The following is a 22,191-nucleotide window of genomic DNA, read 5'->3' as shown; positions in this document are numbered from 1 at the left end:
CCTATGTTAGAAAGAACTAAAAAATTCATTAGAAAGAGACCATTTATAAGTCTCTTTCTGCTTTTTATCCTAACCCTTCCTGTTTCCTTACATATTTTGTTTTGGGGACTCGTGTCGTTCAAAGCACCAAAATACAGCGGTGAAATTGTCTCTGATAAATTAACTTCAACAGTAACTGTCATTCGAGACGAAGCTGGAATTCCTCATATTGTTGCCGGGGATGCAAAATCCGCCTACTTTGCGCTAGGTTATACCATGGCACAAGATCGGATTTTTCAGATGGAGTTACAAAGACGGATCGGGAAAGGGGAACTCACTGAAATTTTCGGTGAGAAACTGATTCCCACAGACCAGTTTCTAAAGTCTCTTCTTTTGAAAAAAACTGCAGAAGAATATGCAAACAAAAACAATCATATCCATCCTGAGGCTTGGAACCAATTGGATTGGTTTTTGGATGGGGTGAATCATTTTCTAGCGGAAGACAATCTTCCCATTGAATATACCATCCTTGGAATCAAACCAAAACCTTTTGATCGAGTTGATGCTATTTCTTTTCTGTTTTATATGGGGTTTTCTTTTGCGGAAGGGATCAAATCGGACAGTTTGTACACCATTTTGGAATCCGAGTTAAAAGAACGTTCTGCCGCAGAACTGTTCCCACGTTATGATTTTGAAACCAATGCGACCATTCTGGAAACACAACCGGGTGTCCAAAGGTTAGCAAATGGAGGAAATTTCAAAAATTTAAATTCAATTCAAACACAGAGTTTAAATCCAAACCCAAGTCGCAGCCATGTGACTTCTTCTGATATAAAAAATCAAAAGGTTGTATCTGAAGTCCTGAATTTAAAACAACTAGTATCCTTTGTGAACGATCTCCAATTGCCAATTGAACCTTTAGAAGGAAGTAATTCTTGGGTTGTGGCCCCGAGTCGTTCGGAAAGTGGTGGGGCCGTTCTTGCCAACGATCCGCACATTGCTCTTTCCAATCCTGGTGCTTGGTATGAAGCATATATCGAATACCCTGGATATGAAAACTATGGATACTTTCTTTCCATCATTCCTTTTCCACTCATTGCCCATAACAGGGACAAAGCATGGGGACTCACCATGTTGGAACAAGATGATGTGAATTTGTATTTAGAAACCATAGAAGCTGGGAAATTTAAAACTGGAACTGGTTGGAAGGATTTAACCTATTACCGAGATAACATTCGTATGAAAGATGGAACAGAAATTCCATTTGAAGTAGGAATTACAAACCACGGCCCTCTCATCACCGAACATATCAAAGGTTATAAGGGAAGGCCGGTGAGTTTGTATTGGGCTCACCACCATTTAGAGAATCCTTTACTTGATGTTCTTTTTCAAATGGGAAAATCCAAATCGTTTGCAGAACTTGATTCTGCATCTTCTATGATTGGGGCACCTGGTCTTAATTTTAGTTATGCGGATAAAAATGGAAACATTGCTTATTATGCAGTGGGAAGATTCCCGATTTTAAAATCAGGAAATTCACGTAAAATTTTAGAAGGTTCTACGGGAGCAAATGACGTTACGGGTTATCTTCCTGCGAAGAACAATCCAAAGATCATCAATCCTAAAAATGGAATCATTGTGACTGCCAATAACCAAGTAGCCAAATCCATACCGGGACTTGGAAAACCAGAAGGTAACTGGCAACCACCTGATCGTTTCCAAAGGTTAGTTGGGATTTTAGAAACAAAAGAAAAATGGAGTTTAGAAGAATTAGCTTCCATCCAAAATGATACGGTTTCTTCGTTTGCTCCTGAGTATTTGGATCTTGTTTTAACTTCAGTGAAAGATGCAAAAACACCAAATGGAAAAAAAGTTCTTACCATTTTAAAAAATTGGAATTTTGAACATTTTCCCGAATCACAAGGTGCTGCCGTTTATGATGTATTCTTTTACATCACCCTTCGGGAATTGCTCATTGATGAAATGGGATCCACCAATTTCGAGTTATACGGAGATATGGCTGAGTATTGGAACGCCTATCGCAGGTTTGTTCGGAATCCAGGTTCGCCGTATTGGGATGATTTACGAACGGAAGGGGTTCTTGAATCTAGAGAAGACATTTTCAAAAGATCCATTGAAGAAACAGGAAGGTATTTGGAATCCCGTCTTTCTGCATCCCCGAGCCTTTGGACATGGAAAAATTTGTATAAAATCAAACACCCTCATCCACTTGGCGTATTACCTCTCATCGGTGGTGTGTTTAATATTGGCCCACTTCCTTCTGCCGGTGGTGCCGAGGTGGTGAACAACTTAAAATACAAACTGATGAAAGAAGATTGGACGGCCTTTGCAGGGCCTTCGAAACGAAGAGTCATTGACTATGGTCGTTTTGAAGAGTCGGTCACCCAGCTCCCCATCGGAAATAGTGGAAATCTTGCCAGTCCCTTTTATGGAAACTTGGTGGATGATTATATCAACGGAGTGCACAGAAAAATCTTGTATTCGAAAGAACAAGTCGGTGCTGGAAAATACCGATTGGATTTTCGACCCCGCTAAAATTTAAAAAATTTCCCCACTGGGCCTGTGGGGATCTCTCTTTTTTCTACTCTGAAAGATTTAATTCCAGCCGATCCTTAAAGTAGATGTTCCGTTCCTTCCTCCTCACTTTATTTTTTGTAACGGCAACTTTTGCCCAATCTTCTGCAGACAGGTTAGCTTTCGCTTTTCGGAGCCAAGCTTCTCTTGACCCTTTACGAATGATTGTTGTGGGTGAGGTTGTGGGAATTGAAAAAGCCAGTTACTATGAAGTGGATACACTTTCCCAAGAGTTGGAAGTGGACACAAGGCCTGACACAGTCACAATCAAAGTTGCAGATCCCAAAGGGATTCGTGTGGGACAAACTTTATATCTTTTAGAAAAGAACCAAGACCACAAAACATTTCGCGATGGAAACATTGTGGGTATGATTACGGTAAAGTCAGTATACCAAACTACTTTTTTTGGATGGCAGGTTCGTGGAGAAGGGTATTTACGACTCATTGAAGATCGTCCCGTAACGGCCGCTAGACTACTTGATACAACCAAATACGATGAAGCCTTTATGGCAAAAAAGAAAGGAGATCATTATTTTGCCAAAGGGCAAATGGATGAAGCTCTTAGAATGTATAAACATTCTGTTTCTCTTGACCAAGGATCACCTGATTCTCATTATGCGCTCGGAAAAGCTCACTGGAAAGATGGAGAAGGGTATGTATCCACTGCTTTTGAATATTCGATGGCATGGAAAAACAGAGAACGATTTTCCAATGCACAAGAAAGGTTATTATTTCTCGTAGATTATTTACGGTTTCTCACTTTCTACTTTAAAGTAGAAGGGAAAGAAAATAAAAAACAATTGGATCTAATGCCTCAAGTGGCCAAAGAAGCAAGAAACCTTTACCCGAAAAATTATGAGGTTTGGTTGTATAGTTTTGAAACTTCTTTTCTGAATCTTTTGCATTCGAATATGGCAGATGCAGGCGTCGATGGTCGTAAAAAAAGAGAAGAGTGGGCAGAACGTTCGGAAGAGTATCTAAAAAAAGCCTACTCACTCAGAAAATCTGATTATTATCTACATAAATTGGCTTGTGAGTTCTATCATCTAAAATGGAAGGAAACACGAGGTTCTACGAAAGAATCAGAATACAGAGAAAAACTAGTCGAACATGGAAAACTATTACGCCTCTATTATACAGGGGAAACGACTTTATCTGAAGATCTTCTCAATGCGATTCGTTTGGCAGAAAAACAATCAGGATCATTCTGAAAGAATTTTCATACTCTTTTCAAACAAATAAGATTCTAAATACAACATATCATCTGGGGCTGAACTGAAATAGTTTACCCCAAGGTGGTAATGATCTCCTCTGTCCAAAAATCGAATGATTTCCCCACGAATGATCATGGTTCTATCTTTACTTAAAGGGATAAACATTTTGATGATATTGTGTCTTTTTAAGTATTGGAACAATCGTTTGTCATAAATTTCAAAAAGAAGACCATCGAGAGAAATATCCACAACCTTTGTTGTAGACTGCATGGTTTCATAACTTCCATGTTGGATGGCAATTTTAGTGAATACATAACTAATGATTTCTGCTAATTCATAAATATAAACAGCTTGGTTTTGGGAGATTGTAAACCTGTCCATGGCAGTGGAATGTACTTTAATAAATCCGACTACATCTTCGTACAAACGAATCGGAGTGATGATGTAGGAAACATAAAAATCTCTGGATTCATGTTTACGCATGGATTCAAAAAATTCTAATGCAAAATCTTCCCCAAATTCCTTTGCCATTTCTTTGTGTTCGTTATAATAATTAAAAAGTACTTCGTCACCTGGGTCATTGATATAAGAGGCAATTCGATTGCAATCGGGGATATAAATTGATTTTCCCGTTCTAAGAATTGTTTTTTTGACAAAGTCTTCGTATTCATTTAGTTTTTCATCTGGCTGGAAAAAATGAATTTTATAGTCTTTGGAAATACGTTCTATCGCTTCCGTTAACATCACGTTGATGAGTTTGCTATCGGGTCTATCCTTTCGTACTTCTTTCATTAGGTGAGGGAATCGGCTCTCTGCATAAAGGTTTTTCCCGACTTCTCTTGAACCACCTGTCAAACTTCTAAATAAAATGATAAAGTTCATAAACAAATCATCCACTGGGATACGTTTGTTCGTTCTGAGTTGGTAAGATTGTAACTCGGTGGGAGTTTTGATGACTGTTTTTTCTTTTTGGATATCGAGAATGACAACTTCAAATTGGTAGTTGATGTTCATCACTTCAAAACGCACTCGGGCACGTCTGGAACCTTCTTCCACCAAATCAGGAATCATCAGTGTCACTGTATGGGCTTCAATTTCTTCCACAGCAGCGACAAGTGTATGTTCCTCGTAGATAAATTCAAATTCTCTATTGTCGGCTTTGAGGTAGTAAAAGAGGTGTTTGACTATGTTTACATCAGACCCGATGATGGTTTCTTCAAATAACGATTCTAAAATCGTTATCAGTTCCTGCATCGAATCTGTTCTGCCGATTGCCATACTAAAATTATCGATTTTTAGAGTGTGAAAATCGATTTTCTCGGTCGGAAAAAGTGATGGGAAACGACAGAATTCGCCGAAATGGGAAGTATATGGAACTCACTCTCCCCAAACAAGTCAATCCTGAGCTTTTACCGATGATCCGCCAAGGACTCCTCAGTCCGGAGAAATTAGCGATCCTCACTGAATTGTATGCCATTGTGGAGAGGTTTTCAGGTTCACTTTATACGGATGAGGAAACCCAAAAGAAAATTTTAGAACGCACAGGTTCCATCCCTGACCTCATCACTTGGAGTGATTATTTCCAAACGGAAGTGGCTTCCCGTTATTTTTTAGAGTCGGAAGAGTCCTTACAAAGAATTGTGGATACCATTCGTTTCGATTTGATCTCCGCACATTTGATCTTTAGTGGAAAACCAGATCATTATAAAGATAAAATTAGAGCCGAAGTTTTGGTCAGTAAGGGCATTGATTCCGCTCTACCCAATCAAAACCAGGAATCACAACACCTAGAAATTCTACTCAATTACTTTGAAAATATGGAGATCGGGAACAAACCTTTATCTTTACAAGATAAAGCCTGGTACGAATCCTTTCAGATAGATGAAATCGCGATTTGAAACCAAAGAGTATGAATTCCTAGAAATTGAATCCCGTGATACTGAAGATGGAAAGATCGTTTCCATCTTCCTAAACAATCCCTCTTCTCGTAATTCCATGACTTGGAAAATGGGAGAAGAGTTTGCCGACCTCATTCATTCCTTAAGAAAAGAAAAAGTCCTACCACGAGCCGTGATTGTCTCCGGGCGAAACGATGTGTTTTGTGCTGGTGGTGATTTGAATTTACTCAGATCCTTCTCTGAAAAGTCTTTCTCACAAAACAGACGTGATATGAGAAAATTCTATGGTTTCTTTTTGTCCGTTCGTAAACTTCCCGTTCCTGTGATTGCTGCTGTGAATGGGCATGCCATTGGAGCTGGTCTTTCTTTAACATTTGGTTGTGACTTACGAATTTTTGCAGAAGAAGGTAAGTATTCTTTTAATTTTGTGCGTCTAGGAATTCATCCAGGGATGGGTTCTAGTTTTCTTTCTCCTGAGTTACTCGGTAAAAGTTTAGGTGGAAGGTTGTTACTCACTGGTGAAACTTTTGATGGTAAGTTTGCTAAGTCTTGCGGCCTTGCGCTTGACAGCGTTCCTAAATCAGAAGTGTATTCTCGTGCCATGGAACTTGCGTTGTCCTTATCGAAGGCTGCACCTCTCGCCTTACAGGAATTAAAGAAGAATTTATACTCCTGGAAACAGCTCGATTCTGCTCTAAAAAAAGAAGCAGAATCCCAGGCGCGGAACTTTATTTCGGACGACTTTAAGGAGACAATCAAAAGTATCTTAGAAAAGCGGGAACCGAAGTTTACCGGCAAATAAAAAATTTAGAAGGTTTCTAAATAATGGCTCGACAAGGGTTTTTTAAAAGGTTACACCAAAGCTGAATGGCGGAACTTCCACTCAATCCCGATTGTTTTGCATGTGATTATAAAAATCACAACGTCTTACACTGTGCTGCGCATGAGACCATAGAAAGGATCAACGCGGGCAAAGATTTTACTGTGTTCCCTCGGGGAAAACAACTCGTTACCTCAGGTGAAAAAGCAGAAGGTTTTTTCTTCATCAAATCGGGTCTCGTGAGAAGTTACGTGCAACTCGCTAGCGGAAAGGAACAGACCTTACGTCTCAGTGGCCCAGGAGACTGGGTTGGGTTCCGGGACTGTATTTCCGACTCTATCTCCCATCACAACGTTGTCGCCATTGAAGACACACATGCCTGTTACATCACGGGAGCTCTAATTGATGCTCTTGTGAAAGATGATATGAATTTCCAAAAAGAAGTTTTTAAACAAATGGCTAAGGAATGGCAGGAGATGGAGGAACATGTAGTTTCTCTCGGAACCAAACAAGTCCATGAAAAGTTAGCGGAAATTTTAATCGTTTTAGACAATGCCCAAGGCCGTAAGAACCAGGTGGAACTCAAAGTCACAAGGGATGTCCTCGCCACTTTCATTGGAACCAAAACAGAAACCTTGGTTCGTGCACTTTCTGACCTAAAGGCCAGGGAATTCATTTCTGTGGACAAAAACCGCATCGACATTCTGAACAGGGAAGCTTTGTATTCCCTTTCAAAAATCGCCTAAATTTTTTTACGAATCTATTAAGCCGGAGGAAGGGAATTCCGATGGTAGAAGTGATTGATAATCAAGGTAGGGTCTGTTGCCTGATTTTACCTTAAGTCACTCCCGGGGGGCATTCCGAAAGGATTCCCCCTTTTTTTATTTCCCTTGTTTCTTTCCAAGCCATCTAAATTCTGGAAGTTACATGAGCAGAAATCGAAGCCAGGGTCCAAACCTCTTTGGGAATCCCATCCTTCATCCCTTAAATGTCATTCTCATCGTTAATTGTCTTATTTTTTTTCTCCAATACTTTGCCAACCAACAGTTAATTTATCGGTTTGGTTTAACACCTGACTTTGTGTTAGGTGGTGCGATCTGGCAAGTATTTACCTATGGTTTTTTACATGCAGTGGAACTCATTCCATTTCACCTACTTGTGAACATGTATGGTATGTATATGTTAGGAACCAATATCATTCCTATCATCGGAAAAACTAGATTTACGATTTTGTATTTTGCCTCTCAAATTGGTGCCGGGATTTTTGTGGTTTTGTCTGCCTATTTAAACGAAGTGTTAGGTGGTAATATTCCATTTTTAGAATCCATGACCACACAAACCATCGGTGCCTCTGGAGCCTTGTTTGGGGTACTGGCTCTTTTTGGAATTTTTTATCCGAATGCAGAACTCCTATTATTTATTTTTCCAGTAAAAGCTAAGAATGCTGTTTGGGTATCTCTCGTGATCGGATATTTGATCTCACAATTTGGGAACGGCGCCATTTCGAACACCTGCCATTTGGGTGGGGCACTCACAGCACTCTTACTCTATAAACTCTTTCAAAAACAAATCAAACCAGGAAGTTTGCCTTACATTCCAGGTTTGGAATGGGAAGCCCCAAGGGATCAAAAAACTCAGTCCAAACCAAAACCAGTAGCTGTAGAAGATCTTTTTCTCGATCAGAAAAAATACAATGAAAACATACTAGGTCAGATCCATTCTAAAAAAGACAAGGCTTCGGTAATAAATTATTTACAAGGATTACAAGTGGCAGATGCCAATATTTGTCCTCCTGCTACGTATAACACCGAGGATCCGATCTGTTTGCGTTGTGAATGGTTGGCAAATTGTGCGCTTCGGAAGGTAAAAGAATAAATTTTCGTCTAATTCCTTGACAGCCTCCTTAGATAGGGATAATGAAACCATGCCTGTAGAAAAAAAATCCTCAGTAGATGAGGTTTTAAAACGAGAAAAATTAGCGAAAGAATTCGAAAAAGAAAAACGTAGTACCGAACAAAAAGCGATCGAACAAGCAGCTGCTAAATTGTCGGCACAGAGTCCAGAAACTACCGATACCACAAAATCTTCTAAATTCATTACCAATATCGATATTGCGTTTTCTCAGGCGAAAACGGATCTTAGGTTTTATTTTTTAAATGATGGGACCTATGCAGATGATTTTAAGAAATTATTCCAAGAGAACGAATCCCTATTCAAACGGTATGGAATCACAAGCCAAAAGTATTTAGAATACATTCGAGAGTCTTTTGACCGTTACAAAAAGATCCACGATATGATGCCACTGGATCCCATGAAACCCAAACATTTCAAATATGTAGAGGATTCCATCGCCGAACTTGTTAGGATGTTCAACCAACGATTTGGGAAGTAAAACTGACTGAGAGAGAAGGGTCAGGAAAAAACATAGGATTTCCCTAATTCTTTGAGAAGAATTTGCCTGCCAGTTGTTGGTTTTCATAGAGGGACTTCTTTGCAGGAACATTGGAAACGCATTCTTATTTTTTCGGTCATTGCCATGGTTTATTTTTTTTGGGTATTTATAGGGTATGATTTGGCCGGGGTTCTCGGCCTCGCTTCATGATCTTTCCGCACATTCTCTCTTGACACCTAGGTTTTCTGCCAAACATGCTAGGAATATGGTGGAATCAAGAAAGACATCCGAAACAGACATCCGGTTGGACTTAAATGTCCGAGGCACAGGGGTCTACCAGTTTGATACAGAAATCCCGTTTTTTGAGCATATGCTCTCCCATATCTCCAAACATGGTCTCATCGATATGGATTTAAAACTCCGAGGGGATATTGGTATCGATTGCCACCACTCGGTAGAGGATACCGCTATCCTTATGGGACAAATGATCCACACCCAGCTAGGTGACAAAAAAGGCATCTTTCGTTACGGTCACTTTACTTTGCCTATGGATGAGGTTCTCACAACTGTGGCTGTGGATCTAGGGGGACGTTTTTATTTTAAATACTCAGGTCCTCCTATGGACGGGAAGTTTGGAATTTACGATGCTGAACTTTCTCTCGAGTTCCTCCAGAAATTTGCTCTCAATGCGAAGATGAATTTACACGTAGTGGTTCACTACGGTGAAAATCGCCACCACATCCACGAATCCATTTTCAAGGGACTTGGCAAAGCTTTACGCCAAGCGATTGCGATTGATCCTTCCGCGAAAGACCAAATCCCTTCGACAAAAGGCATGCTCGAGTGATTGCAGTTTTAGATTTTGGAATGGGGAATATCCATTCCTTACTCAAAGCTGTTTCTTTATACACGAGTGATTTCCAATTCACAAACGACTTGGCAATAGTCAAAAAGGCAGATAAAATCATTTTGCCTGGTGATGGCCATTTTGATAAAGCCATGCAGAATTTAAATGAAGCTGGTTTTTCATCCGTTTTGAAAGAACATGTGGCGGCAAAAAAATCCTTACTTGGAATTTGTATCGGATATCAGGTGTTATTTGAGGATTCGGATGAAACATCCAAAACAGGAACCACCATTCCTGGCCTTGGGCTCATCCGTGGAAAAATCAGAAAGTTTGAAGGAAAACAAAATCTTAAAGTTCCTCATATGGGTTGGAACAAACTTTTTGATATCAAAGCCAAAAATACAAAATTACTAAAAGGAATCTCCAATGAATCCTTTATGTATTTTATCCATTCCTATAGACCTGTTGGTGTGGATCGGTTAGATGTAACAGCTAACTGTCATTACTATGGGGAATCTTTTCCCGCAGTAGTAGAAAAAGAAACCGTATTTGGAACCCAGTTCCATCCTGAAAAATCGGATAAAATAGGACTAGGAATCCTAAAAAACTTTATAGAACTTTAATATGTTAGTATTACCTGCCATTGATCTTTTGGACAACGAAGCTGTTCGTTTACTCCAAGGGGATTATTCTAAAAAAACTGTTTATTCTTCTGAACCAGAAAAAATGATCCAAGTGTTTGAAGAACAAGGGGCCACTCTCATCCACATCGTGGACTTAAATGCAGCAAAAACTGGTAAGTCAGAAAACGAGAAGGCCATTCGCAAAATCAAAGAAAAATGTTCTGTGAAACTAGAGTTAGGCGGCGGAATTCGTTCTTTGGAAAATATGAAATTTTATGATGGGCTTGGGGTATCTCGGTTCATATTGGGAACAGTCGCTGTAGAAGACAGGACTGTTGTTGAAAAGGGGCTTAATGAATATGGTCCAGAACGGATCGTCATTGGTGTGGACGCCAAAGATGGATTTGTCCGCACCAAAGGTTGGGAAACCAATTCCGGAATTAAATACACAGATTTTCTAAAAACAATGTATGCGATGGGAATCCGCCATGTCATTTTTACTGACATTTCTAAAGACGGAATGATGGCAGGACCAAACACAGCGGTTTATTTGGAGTTATTGTCTCAATTCCCAGATTTACAACTGGTTGCTTCAGGTGGGGTTTCTTCCACGGAAGATCTAGTGAATTTGTATGATGCCTCTAAAGGGAAACTTTTTGGGGCCATCACCGGAAAAGCCATTTATGAAGGAAAATTAGACCTAAAAGAAAGTATCAGGATTCTAAGTAAGAAGAGGAATGAAAATTGATGAATCGTAAGAATTTAGCATTAGCAGGAGTGATCGGTGGAGTCATTGGACTCATTGTCTCTTTCCTATTAGCAATTGAATACTTTGGCATAGGAACAGAAAACATTGCCAATTCCGCATGTTCCGCGCTAGGTGGCGGTGACTCTTGTTTGAAAGTAGCAGAGAGTTCTTATTCTGCAATCCCCGGTGTTCCCTTTTTAGGAAATGTTCCCATCGCCTTACTTGGTTTTGGGTTTTATGGATTGTTAACCTATTCATTCTTTTTGATCACTAAGGCAAAATCAAACGAAGAAGTGTCTAAAACCATTTCTCTCCTTTTTCCTGTTCTAGTTTTAGGACTTGTTTTGGATTTAGTTCTATTTGGAATTTCTGTAGGGATCATTGGAACCATTTGCCAACTTTGTTTTGTGACTTACATTGTCACCATTGCACTTCTTAGCATTTTATTCCTACTTTGGAAAACGGAAGGAAAACCAAAACTGGATATCCCTGCGGCCCTCAAAGAAGGAATCGCCACATTAGGACTTGTTTATTTTTTTAGTTTCTCTTTAGGTTTTGCCACAAGCAAAATGTGGGTGAGTAATGCTAGTTCTAACACTTTAGCAACCTCTAGAGGGATGGACTCAGCCGAAGTTCAATCTAAAATTGCGGCTTATTTCCAAGAACCAACACTTGGAATCCAAGTTGCGGGTTCTCCATTTATTGGTAAAAAAGATGCTCCTATAACAATTGTTAAATATGCGGATTACAACTGCGGACATTGTTTGCACACAAGCCATATTTTACATACAGTTCTTTCTGAATACGATGGAATGGTTCGAGTGGTATATAAAAACTTTCCTCTCGATGGAACTTGTAACCGCCTCATGCAACAACCAAGACCAGGTGCCACCTCTTGTGTGGCTGCCATTGCGGCCATTTGTGCGGACAAACAAGGGAAATTTGAACCCATGTATCGTGGGCTTTATGATAATTTAGAAAAGGGTGTGGCTCACTCCGGATCTAGTGTTGTGAATTTAGCCAATTCCATTGGACTCAACGTCAATTCTCTAAAGGCTTGTATGGCTTCTAAAGAAGCACAAAACCAATTGAATGCTGAAATTGATGAAGCAGAAAAATTAAATATCCAATCCACTCCTTCACTTTATATCAATGATAGAAAGATAGAAAGTGGAACACCAAATCCAATTTTTCTAAAAACACTCCTCGAACAAATCATCCAAAAGATGTAATTTGATTTTGGCACCTACTAAAACTTAGGTGCCAGGCGGATGGGTCCTTCTTGCAAACGAGAAGGATCACCCACTCGTTCCAACTCCCAAGAATCCAAAACATTTTTATCTTTTGTATGTAATGCCGGTCTTAAACTAAGAACGGAATTTCCTTTTTTGTACAATGACCTTCTGCCGTAAAACCAACCCCCAGTTTCTTCTGGATGTGTATTTTTCCCATACACTCCACCCATTTCAAAACTAAGTTTTAAGTCTTCCGCAAGTCTTGTAAACATAACTGGATCCATCGAGATTCCATGATCTGGGCCTTCTAAATGGCGATCCAAGGTAAAATGTTTTTCAAAAACAACAGCACCCAAACCACAGGCAACGGACGAAGCCAAAGTCCCATCTGAATGATCACTAAAGCCGACAACATAGTCCGTTGTATCCAAATAAAAAGGAATGGATTGTAAATTTACTTTGTTTAACGGAGTGGGATACATCGAAACACAATGGAGAAGGCATACTTCTGCCCCAGTTTTTTTAAATAAAGAAATGGCTCTTGTGACTTCTTCTGGTAAGGCGGCCCCAGTAGAAACAATGATTGGTTTTCCTGATTGGATGGCTTTATTTAGTAAAGGTAAATTAACAATATCACCGGATGCAATTTTTAAAACAGGAACATTCAGTCCACATAACAGATCTACTGCGGAATCACAAAGAGGTGTGGAAAAAAAATCGAGTCCCAAATCCAGAGCTGTTTTTTGGAATTCCTTGTGATGAGTTTCGGTTAATTCATATTGTTTAAAAATATCATAAAGAAATTTGACATCGGGATTTGTGTTGTCTATGAATTCTTCTGTCCGATAAGTTTGGAATTTGACCGCGTGCGCTCCCGATTCTTTGGCTTTGGCGATGGTTCTTTTCCCAATTTCAAGATCGGCATTGTGGTTCAGACCAATTTCTGCCACCAAATAGGGTGCCGACTTTCTCGTAAGAGTTTTTTTTCCAATATGAAAATCCAAGTGTAACCTCTTGGATTCATTGTCGGCAGTTTAAACAAATCCTAAAATCTTTCCCAATTGGAAAATCAGAAAGGAAGCGGTAAAGGCAAGGATTGTCATATATAAAAACTGAACCACGGGCCAAAGAAGAGTGCCCGTTTCTTTTTTAGTTACAGCCAAAGTGGACATACATTGGCTGGCAAAGGCAAAAAATACGAGTAAAGATAATCCGGAAAGGGGAGTCCAAACGAGCGATCCATCGGCCCTTTTTTCTGTGCGTAGTGTGGAACGTAAAGATTCGCCTTCTTCGTTTTCCTCTGAGCCATATAGCACTGCTAAGGTGGAAACCATCACTTCACGTGCTGCAAAAGATGTTAAAATGGAAATTCCAATTTTCCAATCAAATCCAAGTGGTTCGATGGCTGGTTCCATCACTTTTCCTATCCTTCCAATATAAGAAGATTCAATGGGACTAGTTTCCCATTCGTTATTTTTATATTCTGCGGGGAAATGGCTGAGAAACCAAAGGAGAACAGAAATATATAAAATAACTTGGCCTGCAGTGGATAAAAACGATTTTACCTTTCCGAAAACAGTATGAAACAAACTTTTTAAAGAGGGGAGATTGTATCTGGGGAGTTCCATCACAAAGTAAGAAGAATCTTCTTTAAAGACTGTTTTGCGGAATACATAGGCAAATCCAAAACTTGCAACCATTCCCAGAAAAAACATAGAAAACAAAACAAAACCTTGGACATTAAAAATTCCAAAAACGGGTGGAAAACTAAAAACAGTTCCCACTATCAAAATGTAAACAGGATATCTTGCCGAACACATCACAAGAGGTGAAACCATAATCGTTGTAAAACGGTCTGATTTGTTTTCGATGGTTCTTGTTCCGAGGATGGCAGGAACGGCACAAGCGGCAGAAGAAAGCAGAGGGATAAAAGATTTTCCTGATAAACCAAATTTCCCCATCACCCGATCCATTAAAAAACTAGCACGTGCTAAATATCCGGATTCTTCTAGAATCCCAATGAATAAAAATAACAGTGCAATCTGTGGTATAAAAACAATCACACTTCCGACACCGCCAATGATTCCTTCCGCCACCAAAGACTTGATAAGTCCTTCGCCAAGATACGGTTCCACAATCGATTGTAAGTTTGTGATTCCGAGTTCAATTAGATCCATGGGAATTTCTGCAAAACTAAATAAACTTTGAAAAAGAAGTCCCATCAAAAGAAAAAAACAAACAAAACCAAGAATCGGATGTAATAAAACCCGATCCAACTTTTCTTCCCAACTTCCGGGAATGGATTTTGGATAAGTAATGGCATCGGCCAAAACTTTTTTAATAAAAAAGGAACGATAGATCATTTCTTCTTGGTAATAGAAGGAATAACCTTTCCCCACAACTTGTGATCGTAACCAGTTCTTTGTTTCTTCAGGAAACTTTAGGTAATAACGTTCCTCACTGAAATGAGGGTCTTCGTTTAGGTATTTGAGAGATTGTGATAAAAAGAATTCTGCTTCGTTAGAATCGATCCCTAGTTTTTGTTTTGCTGTTTTTAAAAATGTTTCTTCTTTGGTTCCCCAAGTCCAGAGGCGGGCGCGTTTTTGAAATTGATTTGGTTTTGTGATCGTTTCTTTTAAAGTTTCAACTCCCTCTCCTGATTTTGCATTCACTAAAATGAATTGGAGTCCAATCTGTTTTTTTAGTTTATCCAAATCCAATTGAATTCTTTTTTTCTCGAGGACATCTTTCATGGTAAGAACCACGAGTGTGGGAACACCCATATCAATGATTTGTAATAAAAATTGAAGTCCTCTTTCAAAGTTTAAGGCATCCAAAACATAAATAACTTGTTCTTCTGGTTTTCTTGAAAGTAATACTTCATAGGCAATTTTTTTGTCTTCGGCAACTCCACCAAGGCCGTATGTTCCTGGTAAGTCGGTGATGATCCATTCGGAACCATTGGCACTAAAGATACCTTCTCTTTTTTCTACGGTAACTCCGCTAAAATTTCCTGTTTTTTGTTTGAGTCCAGTGAGTTGGTTGAAGAGGGTTGATTTCCCACAATTGGGATTTCCAACTAAAAAAATTCTTTTGTCTTTCATGTTGATTTGATTTTGACTTGGATGGCGTTCCCATCTCCAATCCTTAGAGCAATAGTGGTTCCACTTAAAACACAAACCATCTTCCCAAGAAGAGAAGATTTATCTTTGAGTGTAATTTCGGCCCCTGGGAAAAATCCAAGTTCCAAAAGTTCAGTTAACATAGGTCTTGTGAGTTTGCCTGAATCTAAAGAAACAATTTCCGCTTTTTCACCAATTTTTAAATCTTGTATAGTCATTGGATTATGAGATGGCAAACTTCTGTGAATCGCGGAATAAATTGATTTCTGGTGCCATTGACTTTACATACCGATCAAAGTATAACATTTGTTTCATAAGAAGGGCAAATTCTCTTGGAATTTTGAGTCCATTTTTTTCGGCAATTTCCTTCATGTCGTACATGATTCGATTTACCCTAGATTCGTCAAACATCTCATTGTCAGTCAAATGAACATAGACTGATTCTAATTCATTAAAAACAGAATCTAATTCTTTGGCTAAAATGGCAGGGTTTACTCCACTATCTGTTGAATCCATTTCTACTAGACCTTGTGCAACTAATGTAGGTTCACCGATCCCAATGCCTTGTGTGAATAACATAAGTCCTTTCCAAATTCGAGGAGAGATCCTTCCCACAATTCCAAAATCGATAAAACCGATGGTTCCATCTTTTAGAATCATTAGATTTCCTGCATGAACATCGGCATGAAAAAATCCTTGGTTGGATAAAGAGGAAAACCAAATTTCCAAAGCGTCACTTAAGACCTTTCTTGGGTTGTTTGTAAATTTACGAAGCCCCGCTTCATCAGTGATGGGAACTCCATAAAATCTTTCCATGGTTAAAACTTTTTTGGAAGATAACGTATGGTAAACTCTTGGGACTCTCGCTCTGGATTCTTTAACACGCAAAAGATATTCTTCAAACTCTTCGATGTTTTTTGCTTCTTGGATGAAATCAATTTCTTGTAAGATAGAAATTTGAAATTCTTCAAACATAGCCGTAAGTCCTGATTTTTTAAATTCAGGCGCAATGACGGCTAAGATTTTGGTTAAAATTCCTAAAATCTGCATGTCGGTTTTTAAAGTTAGGTGGACATCCGGCCTTTGGACTTTGACTACTACATCGAGACCTTCTTTTGTGACTGCGGCGTGGACTTGGGCTATGGATGCGGAGGCAAGGGGAGTTTCTTCAAAACTATGGAATAGGGTTTCGAGTTTCCCACCCAATTCCCGTTCGACGGAGGAACGAATGTCTCGGTAGGCTACTGGTCGGACTGAGTCCAAACAGGCTTGCATCTCTTCGACATACTCTTTGGGAAAAATAGACGGAGCACTTGCTATGAATTGACCGAGTTTGATATACGTGGCACCCAGGTTGGAAAAGGCATCCCTTAAGGTGATGGCAATTTCTCTGTGGTTTGGTTCTCCCTTTGCCAGCTGGGCGAGAATCCCGAATGCTTTGGTTGTGAATACAAAACTGGAATGGGCGACGCGAAGGCTTGATTGCCAACCAAAAGAAACAATTTCAGAAAGGGAATCCATACGCCCTAATTTGAGACCTAAATCGGGATTGGAAACGAGAAAATCCCCTTCGCTCCTGCAATTGAAATAGAGTTGCAGGATTAGGTCTCAAACAAAAACTTATCAAATCACACCCATGAGCCAAGAAACTGTCCTGTACCAAGAGTTAGAAAAACTCGATCTGAACGAGATCAAAAAAATCGCCAGCCTTTGGAACATCCAAAAGATCCCGGGAAAGGACAAAAAATCGACCATTTTGGGCCTCATGGAGATTTTCCAGAACGAATTTTACCTAAAAGGGGTTCTGGAAAAGTTCACCCCCCTCCAAGTCAACATTCTGACATCCATATTGAAGAACAAAGGGGTCATGACTCTCGGAGAAATTTCGAGAAAGGTCAACATTCCGCCTATCAACGTGGAAATGGAACTGAACGTTCTTAGAAAATATTATCTTTTATACCAAAGAAAAAACCGTGAACGTCTTACTAACAATTTAGATAAATACCATACTTATGACGAATATTTAAGACTCATCAAGGTAGAAACAAATCCTAAGGGTGAGAAATTTAAGTTCTCTACAGAGAAGGCCTTACACAAAGCCACTCTTGCTGAACTTCCTGAAGAATGGAAAGAAGCAGTTGGTGCCAAAAAAGGCGAACACATTGAAACATTTTTAAAGAACGCTTTAGATACGGAATTCCTTCAAAAATTAATCGAAGGTCTTTCTGATTTTGATAAAGATGTTCTACACCAAATTTATATCCATGGTGGTGTGATCGAAGCGGATACCATCCGTAATTACATCACAGTCAATCGTGGACGGTTTGAACAAACCATTCCACTTTTAACATCTCTTTATTTAGTTCGTGATTTATATTACGTAGAAGACAAATTCATTCGAGTGATTGTCATTCCAAAAGAAATTTTGGATCATCTACAGTTCTCTCCGATTTTACCTCCGGTAAAAAAAGGAACTCGCGTTCGTCAGGAGAAAATTTCGGCCAATGGTTTGGATTTTTTCTTAAACGTAAAAAAACTGATTTCTTATATTTCACGTAAAGGTTTGAACCTTGCAAAATCAGGAAAAATCAAACAAGCAGACCATAAAAGAACGGAAACAGAACTTTTATCTCCTGACATTGAAATTTTCCCAGAAAAAAGCCAAGTTTATCAAATTGAACTCATCCTTCCGATCCTAAAACTTTTAGGATATGTGGATATCAAAGGTGAAAACGTAATCCTTGTTCAAGAAACAGATGAGTTTCTAAAGAAAGATATCTTCGAAATCATGAAACTTGTGATTCACGAAGTGAATGAAGCAAGAACTCGACGTTTGAATCCTGCGGAAGTTTTTACTGCCACCGAAGTTCCGTTCTACGAAAAAGGAATTTTGGACAAAACGGTAAAACTCATTATGGCGCATGGAAAGATCAACACATCCGTAATCTTTTCACATATCATTCGTGACCATTTGGTTTTTTCACCAACCTTCCAAATTAAAACTTATGAAGAAGATTTGGCAGACCTACGGAAAGAAATCATTTCTGCTATTTTCTATTTACAACTCTTTGGTCTCATTGAAGTGGAATATCCACAAAGAAACCTAAGTCTTTCGGAACTAGGGGCTCATTACTTCAACCACGAAGCACTAGTGACGGTAACAGAAAAAGGTGGAATCACCATCAACCCAGACTTTTCGATCATTGCCTTCCCGGATCGAGTGTCTCTCAATGGAATCCATTTGTTAAAAGCTTTCTGTGAATTGAAAGATTATGACCGTGTTTATACTTTTTTACTCACCAAAGATAGTTTCCAATTGGGGATCCTTCTTGGTTATGACAAAGAAACCTTTGTTCATTTCTTAAGAGAATCTTCGAAGGCAGATCTTGCTCAAAATTTACTCTTCTTACTTGATGATTGGGGTAACAACCTTCCTATTGTTACCATTACGGAAGATTCGGTTCTTCTCCGAACCAAAGATTCACAAGTAATGGAACTACTTTTGGGTCAAATTAAAGGTAAAAAATTTGTATTAGAAGAAGTAAGCCCCACTGGGATCATCATTGAGAAATCAAAGGTGATGGAAGTGATCACAATTGCCGAAAAACTCAATATGATCATTCGTTTGAACCGGTAGGGAAGACAAACATCCCTAAACATAAAAAAAGACCAACGTATGTTGGTCTTTTTTTTGCCCTGATGATCTAACTAAACTTTAGTTTAGGCCAAGTTTTCAGATTATTTCTTTTCGCCGACAGTCAGTTCTGGATCGGTGATTTTGATTTTGTTTTTAAAATCCCATTTGCGAAACGGAGAGACTGCATCCAATCGTTCTTGGGTCACGAAGAACAATCTTTCTCCGTATTTGACAAGCCCACCCTTATAATAAGCATATTTCGTTTTGTGGTCTACAGTTCCCACTTCTACGACCTTATTCCAATCTTCGCAGGTTTTTAAAGAAGGTACCTTTCTGAGATACAATTCCTTAATAGAGTTTTCTTTCACCGCATCGCGAAGTATTTTTTCCCATTCCATATTCGAATAGCCTTTCTGCCCTTACCTAAATTTCAATTTCATTTTTCATTTTATGGTACTATCGGCCCTGGACTTATGGAAAAAAACAAAAAATAAAAGGAAAACCACCATGATTCGCCAAGGACCTGGGCCGAATTCGATATAGGGAGTGGTTCTATCTTTCTCCACTGTTGGAAGATCTAAGTATCCGATGGCCTTTTGGAATGTTTGTAATTCTCCCATCATCTCTCTTCCCCATGGATCAAAGGCCGTGGTGATGCCAGTGACAGCAACTCGGACGACGGGCCTACCCGATTCAATCGAACGCAGCCTTCCTGCTCCTGCGTGTTGTTTGGATTCGGTTAAACTCTCAAACCAGGAATCATTGGTGAGATTGAGAACAAATTCCGAAGGCGAATGATTTATGATCTTTCGAAGAAAATCAGGATAAAGGATTTCATAACAAATCAGCGAACTGAATGTAACCCTTTCCCCCATTTTGGTTTGGAAACTTAAAACATCAGTTAATTCTCCTGGAATATGATTGCTCGTTTCCGGAAAAATGTTTCGTAACCAAGGAAGTTGTTTTTCACCCGGTAAGTACTCTCCAAAAGGTAATAGAACTTGTTTGTATCTTCTTTCTGAGGAAAGGTTGAGGGGATGGAGGAGGGTGAGTGTGTTCCTTGTTCCTTTGTCCCAAACAAGTTCATTAAAAACAAGAGGGGTATTACTGGTTCTTACCAAATTTGAAGTAACATCCACAAAACTTTTGCTATACGTTGTATGGGGATTTTGTGAATCGAGAGTCCCTAGGAAAGGAATGGCAGATTCTGGTAATACGAGTAAGTCTATTGGTTTGGATGCATTACGAATGGCTTCCTGGCCAATATCATAAACGGATTGTATGGTTTTTGTCATCCATACTTCGTTTTCTTGGATTTCTCTTTTCGCATAAGGAGTGTTTGGCTGAATGAGGGCCAAATGGATTGTCGGGCCCTGGGGAATGGATTCTGCCAGGAAATATAAGTTGATTAGGAAAAAACAAAAGATAGGAATCAGATAAGAAAAATAATGTCTGATCCCTTTATCCGACTTTAAAAGCATGAGATAGAGAAGGGCAGCAGAGAAAATAGAAACAAATCCTAATACCTCAACTCCAAACCTCGCCATTTGTCGCCAAAGGATATTGTTTCGAAATAAGTCCCCCCAATACACAGGAAAAACCATCGGGCAAATCCAATCCGAAATTAAAAACAAGGACGGAAGAACCAGTAAAAAGAAATGTGAGTTTTTGATGGTTCTCTGTTTTGTCAGAAAAACAGACCCGAAAAAAACGATTCCAATCTTATAAAAAGATAAAAGTGCATAAACCAAAAATAGAATTATGGAAACAAAAACACCCTGGCCAGAGATATTACGAATCGCATTCCAAATCCAATAAAAACTTGTGAGTGTTACTAAACTGGAAAATAACAATGTCGAAAGGAATGTATATTTCCAACTGGATTTAATGGTTAGTTGTTTGGTGAAGTAAAGAAGTAGGAAGATACAAATAAACCCTGCGGATGCAAATCCGAAGGGTTCTAACGCCAGTGCAAATAAACCTGCGACTGGAAAAAGTAAAAGGAGAGGGTATTTAATTTCCGGAATTTTTGAGTGTTTTCTCATATTCCATTCTTCTTGAATATTCCTCTGCCAATTCTTTACTACCTAAAGTTTGGACTCTTAGATCCATTAATTTCTTTTCTCGTTCTGATTCAGAAAGATTGGGATAATTCTTTAAAAGATTTTTTTCTTCCACTTGGAGTTTGGAAATTTTTTCCTCTTCCTCTTTCATTTCTTTTAAAACCTTTTCCATTCGGTCGTTCCCATCTTTGCCAAAATAACGAATCCTAACTTCTTTTTCTTTGTTTTCTCTTTCCGAACCAGATAACTTAGAAAGTTCAATCTGTCTTAAATCCATTTCGTTTTCAAACTTATCATACAAAGGTTCTCTCGCTGCCACAGCATTGTAAAAAGTCCCAAAGGATTTTTTACGATAGTCCTCATACAAACGAAGTCTTTCTTCTGCTTTTAGATTTTTGGTTTCATCTAAGAAATTTTTTCGATTAAAACTAAAATCGGCAGTGGCTTCTTCTAATCCGAAGATGAGTTCTGCATCTTCTTTGGCAAAATACTTCCTACGAAGTTGTTTGATTTGTTCGTATCTTTCTTGGTTGGTGTAGGATTTACTGGAAGGATCCAAATGCACCATAGCCTCTTCATATTTTAGATAATTGGAAAGCATGGTAACAAGTCGTTTTGCCTCTTCCCCACCATATTCATTTTGGAGGAAGGCTTTGATGTATTCATGGCATTGTTCGCGGGTGCTACCTTCTGGGCATTGCCGACGTAAGTTCCAAAGTTCTGAAACTAAATTCAATTCACCTGATTTGGCGCGTGCCAATATTTCTTCAAATCGAAGGAACTGTCCATCCGCTGAAAAAATAGTTTTTGCGGACTCTAAGTAAAATGGATCCACAGAAAAACCATCACTTTGTGTGCGAAAGTATGATTCCGCTTTGTCATTTGGGTTTTCATCAACACTAGTTTCTAATTCTCCAGGACTGAAGATGCGAAAAGCGACAAAGATAAGGAGTAGGGCTCCAATGGCATAACCAAGGTAACGTAAATTTTTAACATTCATAGGAGATCGTATCGTAGT

20 protein-coding genes are annotated in these 22,191 nt (G+C 39.1%); 12 read left to right on the top strand and 8 right to left on the bottom strand.

Going from position 1 to position 22,191, the window contains the following annotated elements:
* Positions 1-3 precede the first annotated feature (3 nt).
* Together EHQ16_RS01745 and EHQ16_RS01740 are read left to right on the top strand one after the other, a co-directional pair.
* Positions 4-2,535: a penicillin acylase family protein gene (locus EHQ16_RS01745; protein ID WP_135636936.1), complete on the top strand. Its 2,532-nt coding sequence runs from the start codon at positions 4-6 to the stop codon at positions 2,533-2,535.
* Between the two features lie 86 nt (positions 2,536-2,621).
* Positions 2,622-3,785: a tetratricopeptide repeat protein gene (locus EHQ16_RS01740; RefSeq protein WP_135636938.1), complete on the top strand. Its 1,164-nt coding sequence runs from the start codon at positions 2,622-2,624 to the stop codon at positions 3,783-3,785.
* Here EHQ16_RS01740 and EHQ16_RS01735 read toward each other — a convergent pair.
* The gene (locus tag EHQ16_RS01735; RefSeq protein WP_135636940.1) at positions 3,777-5,066 is read right to left on the bottom strand and encodes a PilZ domain-containing protein; all 1,290 of its coding nucleotides are present in this window, start codon (positions 5,064-5,066) and stop codon (positions 3,777-3,779) included. The two genes, EHQ16_RS01740 and EHQ16_RS01735, sit on opposite strands and share 9 nt — an antisense overlap.
* Positions 5,067-5,158: 92 nt before the next feature.
* On the opposite strand from EHQ16_RS01735, the gene EHQ16_RS01730 reads away from it, so the two are divergent.
* The 9 genes from EHQ16_RS01730 to EHQ16_RS01690 all read left to right on the top strand — a co-directional run bounded on the left by EHQ16_RS01730 (position 5,159) and on the right by EHQ16_RS01690 (position 12,348).
* A complete protein-coding gene (locus tag EHQ16_RS01730; RefSeq protein ID WP_135636942.1) occupies positions 5,159-5,686 on the top strand; it encodes a hypothetical protein in 528 nt (175 codons plus the stop codon).
* Positions 5,670-6,488, top strand: coding sequence for an enoyl-CoA hydratase/isomerase family protein (locus tag EHQ16_RS01725; protein WP_135636944.1), 819 nt, complete (start codon positions 5,670-5,672; stop codon positions 6,486-6,488). The genes EHQ16_RS01730 and EHQ16_RS01725 overlap by 17 nt, the downstream gene beginning before the upstream one ends.
* Positions 6,489-6,553: 65 nt before the next feature.
* Positions 6,554-7,252, top strand: a complete 699-nt coding sequence (locus EHQ16_RS01720) for a Crp/Fnr family transcriptional regulator (protein WP_135636946.1) — start codon at positions 6,554-6,556, stop codon at positions 7,250-7,252.
* Positions 7,253-7,433: 181 nt separating this feature from the next.
* Entirely contained in the window at positions 7,434-8,381 is a 948-nt protein-coding gene (locus EHQ16_RS01715) for a rhomboid family intramembrane serine protease (protein WP_135636948.1), read from the top strand.
* A 49-nt stretch (positions 8,382-8,430) separates the two neighbouring features.
* Complete coding sequence (locus EHQ16_RS01710; RefSeq protein WP_135636950.1) at positions 8,431-8,898, top strand: LIC11177 family protein; 468 nt, start codon at positions 8,431-8,433, stop codon at positions 8,896-8,898.
* 265 nt (positions 8,899-9,163) lie between these two features.
* Positions 9,164-9,745 carry an imidazoleglycerol-phosphate dehydratase HisB gene (hisB, locus tag EHQ16_RS01705; protein WP_135636952.1) on the top strand — a complete coding sequence of 194 codons (582 nt, stop codon included), beginning with the start codon at positions 9,164-9,166 and terminating at the stop codon, positions 9,743-9,745.
* A complete protein-coding gene (gene hisH, locus EHQ16_RS01700; protein ID WP_135636954.1) occupies positions 9,742-10,368 on the top strand; it encodes an imidazole glycerol phosphate synthase subunit HisH in 627 nt (208 codons plus the stop codon). The genes hisB and hisH overlap by 4 nt, the downstream gene beginning before the upstream one ends.
* Before the next feature lies 1 nt (position 10,369).
* Positions 10,370-11,116 carry a 1-(5-phosphoribosyl)-5-[(5-phosphoribosylamino)methylideneamino]imidazole-4-carboxamide isomerase gene (gene hisA, locus EHQ16_RS01695; RefSeq protein ID WP_135636956.1) on the top strand — a complete coding sequence of 249 codons (747 nt, stop codon included), beginning with the start codon at positions 10,370-10,372 and terminating at the stop codon, positions 11,114-11,116.
* The gene (locus tag EHQ16_RS01690) at positions 11,116-12,348 is read left to right on the top strand and encodes a vitamin K epoxide reductase/DsbA family protein (RefSeq protein WP_135636957.1); all 1,233 of its coding nucleotides are present in this window, start codon (positions 11,116-11,118) and stop codon (positions 12,346-12,348) included. The genes hisA and EHQ16_RS01690 overlap by 1 nt, the downstream gene beginning before the upstream one ends.
* 17 nt (positions 12,349-12,365) lie before the next feature.
* Here the strand turns inward: EHQ16_RS01690 and EHQ16_RS01685 are convergent, their stop codons facing one another.
* Genes EHQ16_RS01685 through EHQ16_RS01670 form a run of 4 tightly spaced genes read right to left on the bottom strand, consistent with a single transcriptional unit; the run spans position 12,366 to position 16,994 of the window.
* Positions 12,366-13,355, bottom strand: a complete 990-nt coding sequence (locus tag EHQ16_RS01685; RefSeq protein ID WP_135636959.1) for an N-acetylneuraminate synthase family protein — start codon at positions 13,353-13,355, stop codon at positions 12,366-12,368.
* A gap of 30 nt (positions 13,356-13,385) precedes the next feature.
* A complete protein-coding gene (gene feoB / locus EHQ16_RS01680) occupies positions 13,386-15,455 on the bottom strand; it encodes a ferrous iron transport protein B (RefSeq protein WP_135636961.1) in 2,070 nt (689 codons plus the stop codon).
* A complete protein-coding gene (locus tag EHQ16_RS01675; protein ID WP_135636963.1) occupies positions 15,452-15,691 on the bottom strand; it encodes a FeoA family protein in 240 nt (79 codons plus the stop codon). Before EHQ16_RS01675 ends, feoB begins: the two co-directional genes overlap by 4 nt.
* Positions 15,692-15,695: 4 nt before the next feature.
* Positions 15,696-16,994, bottom strand: a complete 1,299-nt coding sequence (locus EHQ16_RS01670; protein ID WP_135636965.1) for an ABC1 kinase family protein — start codon at positions 16,992-16,994, stop codon at positions 15,696-15,698.
* Between the two features lie 115 nt (positions 16,995-17,109).
* On the opposite strand from EHQ16_RS01670, the gene EHQ16_RS01665 reads away from it, so the two are divergent.
* The gene (locus EHQ16_RS01665) at positions 17,110-19,110 is read left to right on the top strand and encodes a helicase (protein WP_135636966.1); all 2,001 of its coding nucleotides are present in this window, start codon (positions 17,110-17,112) and stop codon (positions 19,108-19,110) included.
* 101 nt (positions 19,111-19,211) lie between these two features.
* Here EHQ16_RS01665 and EHQ16_RS01660 read toward each other — a convergent pair whose 3' ends face one another.
* The 3 genes from EHQ16_RS01660 to EHQ16_RS01650 are packed head-to-tail and all read right to left on the bottom strand — an operon-like array spanning position 19,212 to position 22,173.
* Entirely contained in the window at positions 19,212-19,508 is a 297-nt protein-coding gene (locus EHQ16_RS01660; protein ID WP_100791356.1) for a hypothetical protein, read from the bottom strand.
* A gap of 45 nt (positions 19,509-19,553) precedes the next feature.
* Positions 19,554-21,155: an apolipoprotein N-acyltransferase gene (lnt, locus tag EHQ16_RS01655; protein WP_135636968.1), complete on the bottom strand. Its 1,602-nt coding sequence runs from the start codon at positions 21,153-21,155 to the stop codon at positions 19,554-19,556.
* On the bottom strand, positions 21,124-22,173 hold the full coding sequence (locus EHQ16_RS01650; protein WP_135636970.1) for a lipase secretion chaperone: 1,050 nt from the start codon (positions 22,171-22,173) through the stop codon (positions 21,124-21,126). Before EHQ16_RS01650 ends, lnt begins: the two co-directional genes overlap by 32 nt.
* Between the last annotated feature and the right edge of the window lie 18 nt (positions 22,174-22,191).

The sequence above is a fragment of the Leptospira kanakyensis genome, assembly GCF_004769235.1.
Taxonomy (GTDB): Bacteria; Spirochaetota; Leptospiria; order Leptospirales; family Leptospiraceae; genus Leptospira_A; species Leptospira_A kanakyensis.
The sequence above is the reverse complement of the archived record's forward strand: the minus strand, read 5'-3'. Positions and strand labels throughout refer to the sequence as shown.